Origin of the sequence: Sphingopyxis flava (genome assembly GCF_900168005.1) — a bacterium.
GTDB lineage: Bacteria > Pseudomonadota > Alphaproteobacteria > Sphingomonadales > Sphingomonadaceae > Sphingopyxis > Sphingopyxis flava.
The window spans coordinates 275,910-284,639 of record NZ_FUYP01000001.1 but is presented as its reverse complement, the minus strand read 5'-3'; the positions used below and the strand labels follow the sequence as shown (position 1 = coordinate 284,639).

Genomic DNA, 8,730 nt, shown 5'->3' with positions numbered 1-8,730 from the left:
CCTCAAGGTCCGCCGAAAACTCGCCAATCTCAACCCAGACTACCTCCAAAAACTCCTCACCAAAGACACCGCGTTAACCTGAAGCGATTCCCCTGCCCATACTCGGCATCGCCCTTGACGAGATAAAATTCTCGGTATAGCGACGTTAGTCTTAGTAACGTTCGTCGAAGGCGGGCAGTCGCATAAGTGGAGAAGGTGCGCCTCCAATGCCGGGGCAGACGCATGAATTCTGGGCGTCGCCTGGGGCATAAAGCCGCAACGCCCGAAGCCAAAATTTCCAGCATGTGCTGGCCTATTCCAAATTACTGTAGAGTATAAATTTGGCTTAATATTCGTTCAACACTTAAAAATTGTTGGGAGGTTGTCGTGAAAATTAAGAATATTTTCCTGGTATCCAGCGCGTTGGTATATTTGGTGGCTCACCCTGCCTGGGGCCAGGAGGCGACGATCAATTCGCCCAGCGCCGATGCTTCTGACGCCGTGACTTCCGACGATATCGTCGTAACGGCTCAGAGACGCTCGGCTCGAAACAAGGACGTGCCAATCGCGGTGTCGGTCCTGTCGGCAAAAACCCTCGAAAACAGCGGAATCAACAATACGCAGGATCTGGTTTCTGCCGTTCCCGGACTGAGGATGAATCAGGCGGGTGTTGCCATCAACCCGACCTTACGTGGCGTCACGACGAACCTCGTGTTCCTGAGCGAACCCAACATCGCGACTTATATTGATAACGTATACCAGGCCTCGAATTTCTTCGGCGCCGCCGACTTGCCGGACGTGGAATCGATCCAGGTTCTGAAAGGCCCGCAAGGCACGTTGTTCGGCCGTAATGCGACTGGCGGTGCAATCCTGGTCACGACGCGCGATCCGGAATTCACGACATCGGGCAAGATATCGATGTCCTACGGGAACTACAACAATGTGCGCGCCTCGGCATTCATCACTGCACCGCTGGCGGGCGATGTGCTTGCCGCGAGCATTTCCGGTTCTTACGAGCACCGGAGCCCCTACATGCACAATATCTACCCGGCCGGGAAGGAGAGCAACCTCGATAACGTGCTGGTGCGCGCCAAGCTCCGTTTCCGTCCCTCTCAATCGGTGGACTTCATCCTGACGGGACTTTATGTTCACAAGTACACTGGCGACGGGCAGACCTATAGCAACCTCAACGGTAACAATGCCTTCAAGTCCTTGCTGACGGTCGGGCAACCGCTCGCGGTAAATCCCCGCGAGTTCTCTTCTGAGCAGGATTTGTTCTTCGAAGTCAATCTGCATTCCGTGAACCTGCGCGGCACGGTTGAGGCAGGTCCGGGTGAGTTCAAGACCATTACGGCTTACACCGAGTCGAGTTCGCCCACGAATTATGATTCCGATAATACCGCCGGGGCCTTCATCCCGGTGAAGATCGGCACCAACACCGCGACGTTCACCCAGGAGCTGCTTTACACCCTGACGGGCCTATCCCGGTTGAATGGCACCGTAGGGGCATTCTATTATCGCAACAAAATCGGCTATAACCCGCTCGACTTCGGCCCGTTCATGGCTATCCGGACCAAGGAAACCACCAGTTCAGTCGGGATTTTCGGCGAACTTAGCTATGATCTGACGGACCGGCTCCAGGTCACCGGCGGGCTGCGCTACAGCTGGGAGCGAAAGAATGCCTCGGTCGGGTTCGGCGCACCCGGCTTACCTGTTCCGGACGCCAGCGTGGCCCCGCTCGGAACCAAGTCGTGGAGCGCCGTCACCCCCCGGGCCTCCATTCTCTACAAGCTGACCCCGACTACCAACCTCTTCGTGACCTATAGCGAAGGGTTCAAGAGCGGCGTATTCAACACTACCCAGGGCCAGCCGAACCCGGTCGATCCTGAAAAACTCCGGTCGATCGAAGGCGGGGTCAAGATCTCCCGGCCGGGCCTCGACGTTAGCCTGACGGGATTCTACTACGACTACAAGAACATCCAGATTTCGTCGTTCGATGGCTTGAACAGCTATCTGCAGAATGCCGCATCCGCCCGCATCTACGGCGCGGACCTAACGGCGATCTGGCGGCCCATCGACAACCTCTCCCTAGCCGCCGGCGCAAACTACCTGAACGCCAAGTACAAGTCCTATCCGAATGCGGCGGTGTTTGTGCCCATTCCCGTGTCCGGCGCGCCGTCCTGCGCCTGGCAGAACCAGGCGCCCGCCAACATTGGCAACGTGCCCATGAGTTGCGACGCCACGGGAACCAACCTTGGCTATGCGCCTGATTTCTCGGCGTCGCTCAGCGCATCCTATGTCGCTAAAACCGATGCGGGCACGTTCACCCTGTCGGCTAACGGCTACTATTCGTCGAAGTTCTACATGGAGCCGCTCAACCGCATCAAGCAGCCCGCCTATGCCACGCTGGGTGCAAGGATTGCGTGGAATCCAAAGGCTGAACCGAACCTGCAATTGGCCGTCTATGGTCAAAACCTGACGAGCGCGAAAATCTTCGAAACCCTGATCGTCCAGGCAAGCGATACCTACCGCTTCCAGATGCCTGCGACCTATGGCGTCGAGGTGAAGTACTCCTTCTGAACTTGAATCGAGCGCGGCCCGGTGTGGGCCGCGCTCATTCGGCCGGGTCGCCTATCTGTCGCCGGAGGTGATCGAGGACCTCGTCATCAGGCGCGTGCCACCGGCGCTTTCGCTGAACGACCTCGTCGCTGTCGCCGACCGGCCTTGGGCGGAGCAGATGGACGTGGTATTCGGTGCAAGAAGATAGTACCGCCTGCTGAGAGGGGAAGCCTGCTCAGATCAAAGCAATCTTCATTCTCGATAATTAAGGGGCAGCGTGGCACTCAGAACGGCCATTCGGGGTTCGGCCGTGCCAGACGCGCCGACCCGAGAAACATGAAGCTCGAATTTGGCTCGTGCCTTGGCTATCGTTCTACCATGAAGATACTGGGCATCGATTTCACGAGCAGACCTTCGCGGCGCAAGCCGATCACCTGTATTGATTGCATACTCGACGACGACGCTCTGCGCACCCAGTCCTTGGAGGAGTGGCCTAACTACGATAATTTCGAGGCGGCACTGGCAAAGCCCGGTCCGTGGATTGCAGGGATCGACTTTCCTTTTGGCCAGGCCCGCCGCTTCGTTGAGACCATCGGCTGGCCCCCGTCTTGGGCCGCATACGTCCGTCATGCGGGCCAGCTCGGTCGCACTGGTTTTCGCGCGGCACTGGACGGCTATAAGGAGAATCGGATCGCCGGTGACAAAGAGCATCGCCGTGCGACCGACAAGGCCGCGGGATCAATAAGCCCGCAGAAGCTTTACGGCGTGCCGGTCGGCCTGATGTTCTTCGAGGGCGCCCCGCGCCTGCTGGCCTCCGGGGTGACCATTCCCCACCTACACGAAGGCGATCCGCAACGCATCGCCATAGAAGCCTATCCCGGTGTTCTCGTCCGCCATTTCATCGGTCGCCGCAGCTATAAGAACGACACACGGAAAAAGCAAACCACCGATCAGCACGAGGCGCGCCTCAATCTGCTGCAAGCCCTCCGCGAGGAAGCCCCAAGGCGCTACGGCTTCGGCATAATAGCACCAGACGACCTTTGCGACGACCCCGGTGCCGATCATCTCGACGCTCTGCTCTGCGCCGTCCAGGCAGCGTGGGCATGGCGGCAGCGCGATGACCGCTTCGGTGCACCCGAGACGGTCGATCGGCTGGAAGGGTGGATCGCAGACCCTCACCTCTCCGTGTCCGAACTCCCGCGTCGTCAGCTCCCATTCCGGCCCGAGGTCGTCATGGATCACACTGGAACGATCTCTGGAAAGGTCGTCGCCAATGACTGATGAGGGAAACGTCGCCATAAACTACCCGGTATGGACTGAATACCGAAAGAAAAACGGCCTCGATCCACTGGGGATGCAGAATAGCAGCGTCAGCCTTTACCAGACCTTCCTTCCCGGTATCAGCAACGTGACGCTGCGGATGCGTTACTATGGACTCTACGCTTGGCTCTGCTGGACCTACGCGCAGAAGATCGGCGACACCAACCCCGAGTCCTGGAAGCGTTTCATCCGCCGAGCAGAAGCGCTTTATGCGCTGATTGCCTACTGGCACGGCGGCGAGGGCGGCGTCGCCGGCATCGAATGGGCGCAGAAAGTCTTGGACCAGAACCAGAGCGGGCTCATCGAATTTGCGCAGGCGGCGGAGCCCGGGAGCGAGAACTATTACTTGAAGCAGGCCTGGGGCGCATATGGCGCAGCCTACCGCAGCCAGTTGTTCGAGATCGGCATTTTCGATCAATCGAACGAACACGAACTCCCGTTGCCCAGTAGGGAGATCGGCGAACGGCTGGCAGCCGTCTTCGAGAGTAGCGTGGGTGAGTTGGCGAGGTCGTTCTACGACATTGTGCAACGTGGCAGCGTCACGAATGGCGAACTCGACGAGCTCCGTCCCCTCGCTCCGTCCGAGATCGCGTTCTCGGGTGAAGAGCGTGATCTCTATCACGAGATTCTTCTCGAGCCCTTCGGTCCCACCGACGGCCGAGCGCGCGCTCGTCGCGACAGCATCCTGCTGATTCTGAAAGTCGCGGCCTTGCTCGGGCGCGAGCCCGTTCCCGAGGAGGTACGCTGGACACTCTTTGCTGGCTGCGACCAGCAAGGCCACGCACTCGATCTCGGATCGCCCGAGCTTGAGGCGCAAAGACAGCTATGGTGGGTCTATCACGCCAACGATCTCTGCCACGTCGCCTACGAGACGCTGCTCAAATTCACCCTCGACACTCTCGCCGACTACCCGGCCGGCATTGCCCTGTCACGGCTGATTCCGCTGTGCGTAGAGAGAATATTGCGGACGGCACCGGGGGCGCCAGCACACTGGACCGCGTTCATCGATGCCTCGCGTCCTGCCTCGAACGCCTATGCAGCGGATGACGAGGGCTCGGAGTTCTCATTATCCCTTTCCATCATGAAGGGTGCCGGGCGGAACGACGCGAGCGTCTGTCCACCGGAGATCGCCTGGAATGCGGTGAGGCTCCTCGCCATCCTGCATAGGCGGGTGCGCGACGAAGATCGGGACATCGCCTCCGTCCTGTGTCGATTCAATCCGGAAGCGTTTCACTCCCTGCTGACGGAAATCCGTTTTCTGGAGGCGCACGCGGGCGAGCCCTTCGAAGCGCTTCTGGGAAGACTTCTCGAACAGCGTGTCGTGCAGCGGCACTTGTGGGTCGCTCTGCAAAAACTACGGGCCGGCGATTACACGTTCCTGATTGAGCGCGATGAAGGAAAGCTCAGGCTGCGTGGAAAGGATGGGCCTGTCTTCACGAACCCGCGCTTCGGCCCCGCGATCACATTCATCAAAGACATCCACCTTGTCGGCGGGCAAGGGCTCACCGACTACGGAGCGGCAGCGGCGGGTGTCGCATGAAGCTCTATGAACGTTTCGCCGACAAGGAATTCCACACGAGCATCGCGACCAGTTTCGGGATCGATTTCGATGCCTATGAGAACATCGTGCTGCCGCGGCTCCGTGGCGCCGAGTGTCGCAACAATCTCGTTCTCGCCGACGGACGCATGCTCACTCATGCGCTCTGCGGCGCATCGGCACTGCCCCACCATGCAGGGCGGCTCTATACGATCAACGGTATCAGCGCGCAGGGAGTATTCCATCCGAAGCTTTTCCTGCAAGTCGGCCGCCGCCGTGGACGCCTGATCGTCAGTTCCGCGAACTTGACGACACCGGGCCTCGGCGGCAACCTCGAACTTGCCGGTATGGTCGTATCGGACGAACCGGATTCGGGCGAACAACGGCTCGTCGCTGCGGGATGGCAGTATCTCTCTCGCTTCCTAAACGGGGATCAGCAGGCGACCGCGGCCCAGGTCGAGTGGATGCTCACGCGTGCCCCCTGGCTTGCCAAGGCCACCCCGGCGACCGGCCTGGTCAGTCTCGCCGACGGAACGCTCGCTGCCCTCCTGACCACCGGGGAGAATTTGGGCATCGGCCGGCGCTTCACCGAGCTGGTGGGTGAGCCCGTCGAGCGACTGATCGTAATCAGCCCTTACTGGGATCCCAACTTGGCTGCACTTTCGTACCTGGCTGAGCGGCTCTCCCCTGGCGAAATCTCGGTTCTGCTCGAACCCGAGTGCACCGTCTTCCCGAAGTGGGCGCTCGGCGAAGTTCAGGGGGTCCGCATTTACGACCGCGGTGACTTCCGGAAAGGCCGCTTCATCCACGCCAAGGCCATCATTGCACGGACGACGACTGCCGATCATGTACTGGTGGGCAGCGCGAATTGCACGCTACCTGCGCTCGGTCATGCGGACTTCGCCGGATCGAACGAAGAGGCCTGCCTCTATCGGCGTCTCCCGCCCGGCTCCACCGTCGATGCGCTCGGCCTCGGCGCCGTACTGACGAGCGAGCGGCAACTCGATCCGGCCGCTCTACCGGACCTGGACCTCGACGAGGAGTTGCCGTTGGGCGAGCTGGCGGCTTTGAATTCAGGCAAGTTCGAGTGCCGCGTCGACACACTTACTTGGTGCCCCAGCGATGCATTCGATCCTGCAGAGAGCACCATCACTCTCCTCGATCAACAGGGAAAGCCGATGCCCTGCCGTCTCTCGCCGCTCGCCAGCAGCGGCGACACCCTGCGGTTTGAGATCGGCGACACACAGGAGCGCCCGGCATTCGCACGGGCGCAGCACAAGGATGGGCGGGTCTCCGCACCATCAATCGTCACGCTGATTGATCGCCTGCGTGCGGTCGTCCGGGAAACGTCCTCCCGCCAAGCCGATAACGCACTACGGCTACTGGACGACGAGACCGAAGCGAGTCTGATGCTCCTCGATGTGCTGGGCGTTCTCGAGCGGATTGAACAGGGTGAGCGGACGGGCAAGGAACCCATATCGATCCCGAAGACGCGCAAAGACGAGCCAAGCAACGCTCCTGCGTATACGACGCTCAGCTACGATCAGTTCATCGCAGGGCGAAGGCCGCGCACGGAAAACCAGCTGCCCCACAATAGCCTCGCCGGAAGCGATGTCTCCATCGTCCGCAACTTCCTCAACCGGGTGATCGGCCTCGGTGCAGTTGATCAGGATGATGAAGAGGAGGGAGCTCCGCTGCCGGCAGGGGCATTCGACCTCGGCGATGAGACCGGCGACGGCCAAGCTGCGCTAGATGCCGGCGAAGATTTCGACACCGAGAAGACCCGCCGCGAGGAAGAAGAGCGCGAGCGGGCGGAGCATCGAAAGGCAGCGGCAGCAAAGAAGGCAACGAAGGATCAGATCGTCGCCGCTGTAACGGCTTTCAGCAAGCGAATTAGAGAACGCAAGGAAAGCGAAGCTCTTGATAGTCACGACGTCATTCGCCTACGGGCGCTGCTGATGATCATCTGCACGTCCGCCCTTCCGGTCGCTGCAACGAAGTTTTCCAAAGCCAAGGGATTGCGGTTACAGGTCTTGCCTTCGCAAGGCGATCCGAATAGCTGGCCGATAGTGATCGGCCGCGCTCTCTTTGAGCTCTTCGGCGGCAACAACCCCGGCATCCGGCACCTCTACCTGGCCGGGGAACACGATCAGATCCCCGACGACATCTTGGAATGCTGGGCTACCTGTTATTGGTGCTTGCAGGCCTGCCTCACAGCACCAGTCGCGCCCCGCGAGCGGGAACGCCTCAGGCGCTACGTCAAGCCGCTTGCCGAACTCGCCTATCTCTTGACGCTGCCGACCAAGGCGGAACTGCTGAGCTCGGATGTTATCGGCCTCATGAGCGCCATGAGCGAGGCCTATGGGAAGCGGCTGGGGATCGAAGAAGCAACGATCGCACGGGAACACCGAGCGATGGTGGAAGCGCTTTTCTCTAAGGGTGCGCGCCCTGAGGTCACGGTTGTCCAGTGACCATTGGAAGATCTTACCGCCTGGTGGGTACCCGTCGCGGGGCCTGGTGAATAAGGTTTGCGGGGAGCAGGTCATTTTCGCCGCATAACGCCTACTTCGCGTTCTCGGGATGACCTCGGAAACCGGAAGAACGCCCGCTGAATACATTGTTCAGCGACCTGCAAAACTCCCTGGAAAAGTTGGTCCTTGCAAAGCCGAACCGGGACGGACGAGGTTCGCTCGGTTAGAGACGGAGGGCCGTTCAGAGACGGAAATTCGGCCCGGCGCCAGTCTCCGAGGTTCGGCCGCCTCGGCTAAACGCCTTTGAAACAAAAAGAAAAAGGCCCCCAACGGGAGCCTCATCTCGGGTTCGCTACAGGATAATGGCGGAGCGGGAGGCCGCCAAATCAATGCCATTGCGGCATTGAATAACCATGACATTTTTCCTAGAAATTCAGATTATACCATAGATTATACCATGCCGTTGAATTCTGCCCCCTCTCAAGGGGTGACGGAGTGGGGCGCGGTCCCGCTGTGAACTTAGATGTGGCTCCTGTCCGGAACGCTCGCGCGCCATCTCGCTGTAGAACATTAAGAGAACAAATGGCATAAGAGCCGACACGAATCGGACGCTAGACGCGCCCTGCCGCGCCCGGCTGCGGCTTGCACATTCGAAGGGAACCGCCATGAAACATGATCGCTTTGCCTGGAACAAAGAGCCGCCCCGGGAACATCGGTGGCGCTGCGGTCTTCGCTCAAGCCGATGGTTCAAGTCGCGTCGGGCTGCGGAGAATTCGGCGGTGAGGAACAAGCTCGCCTGGCGCGACGGGGAGAAGCTGCTTCCGGGCCCGCTGCTCGAGTTCGAAGCGCGCATCCCAGAATAAA

4 protein-coding genes are annotated in these 8,730 nt (G+C 60.0%); all 4 read left to right on the top strand.

What is annotated here, in order from left to right:
• Positions 1 to 366: 366 nt before the first annotated feature.
• The gene (locus tag B5X69_RS01500) at positions 367 to 2,559 is read left to right on the top strand and encodes a TonB-dependent receptor (RefSeq protein ID WP_079636907.1); all 2,193 of its coding nucleotides are present in this window, start codon (positions 367 to 369) and stop codon (positions 2,557 to 2,559) included.
• Positions 2,560 to 2,874: 315 nt separating this feature from the next.
• Positions 2,875 to 3,819 carry a DUF429 domain-containing protein gene (locus B5X69_RS01495; RefSeq protein ID WP_217699088.1) on the top strand — a complete coding sequence of 315 codons (945 nt, stop codon included), beginning with the start codon at positions 2,875 to 2,877 and terminating at the stop codon, positions 3,817 to 3,819.
• On the top strand, positions 3,812 to 5,398 hold the full coding sequence (locus B5X69_RS01490; protein ID WP_079636905.1) for a hypothetical protein: 1,587 nt from the start codon (positions 3,812 to 3,814) through the stop codon (positions 5,396 to 5,398). The genes B5X69_RS01495 and B5X69_RS01490 overlap by 8 nt, the downstream gene beginning before the upstream one ends.
• Positions 5,395 to 7,866 (top strand): phospholipase D-like domain-containing protein, encoded by a 2,472-nt coding sequence (locus B5X69_RS01485; RefSeq protein ID WP_079636904.1) that lies wholly within the window; start codon positions 5,395 to 5,397, stop codon positions 7,864 to 7,866. The genes B5X69_RS01490 and B5X69_RS01485 overlap by 4 nt, the downstream gene beginning before the upstream one ends.
• Positions 7,867 to 8,730 lie beyond the last annotated feature (864 nt).

Bases quoted from the DNA above. Each gene is read 5' to 3' on its own strand.
- B5X69_RS01495 (WP_217699088.1), top strand. From the start codon at position 2,875: ATGAAGCTCGAATTTGGCTCGTGCCTTGGCTATCGTTCTACCATGAAG.
- B5X69_RS01490 (WP_079636905.1), top strand. From the start codon at position 3,812: ATGACTGATGAGGGAAACGTCGCCATAAACTACCCGGTATGGACTGAA.
- B5X69_RS01485 (WP_079636904.1), top strand. From the start codon at position 5,395: ATGAAGCTCTATGAACGTTTCGCCGACAAGGAATTCCACACGAGCATC.